Raw genomic sequence first — 407 nt, 5'->3', positions numbered from 1 at the left:
TCATGCATGCGGGATACAGCATTGAAGTCGGCATCGCCGCCTCAATCGGTACTGCTCTTTTGGTCGGAGCTTTCAACGGTGCATTGATTGCCTATCTCGGCTTCCCACCTTTCGTGGTCACGCTCGGCATGTTGTCGATTGCGCGCAGCCTTGCGATGGTTGCGTCCAACAACACTGTCGTTTTCCAGTTCGGACCTGATCACGACAAGCTACTGGCGCTGGGTGGCGGCGCCTGGGTTTTCGGCATCGCCAATCCAGTGCTTTACATGGTCGTGCTGGCACTCATCACCGGTTTCGTGCTGCGCTGGACCAAGTTCGGCCGCTATGTCTTTGCCATCGGCGGCAATGAGCACGCCGCGACACTGACGGGCGTTCCCGTGCCGAGGATCAAGGTCATCGTCTATATG

General features: G+C 57.7%; 1 protein-coding gene. It reads left to right on the top strand.

Annotated elements, in window-relative coordinates; genetic code table 11:
* A partial coding sequence (locus AF337_RS05580; RefSeq protein ID WP_425287879.1) for an ABC transporter permease occupies positions 1–407 on the top strand: 407 nt, incomplete at both ends.

Origin of the sequence: Rhizobium ecuadorense, from assembly GCF_001187535.1 — a bacterium.
Lineage (GTDB): Bacteria > Pseudomonadota > Alphaproteobacteria > Rhizobiales > Rhizobiaceae > Rhizobium > Rhizobium ecuadorense.
The sequence above is the reverse complement of the archived record's forward strand: the minus strand, read 5'-3'. Positions and strand labels throughout refer to the sequence as shown.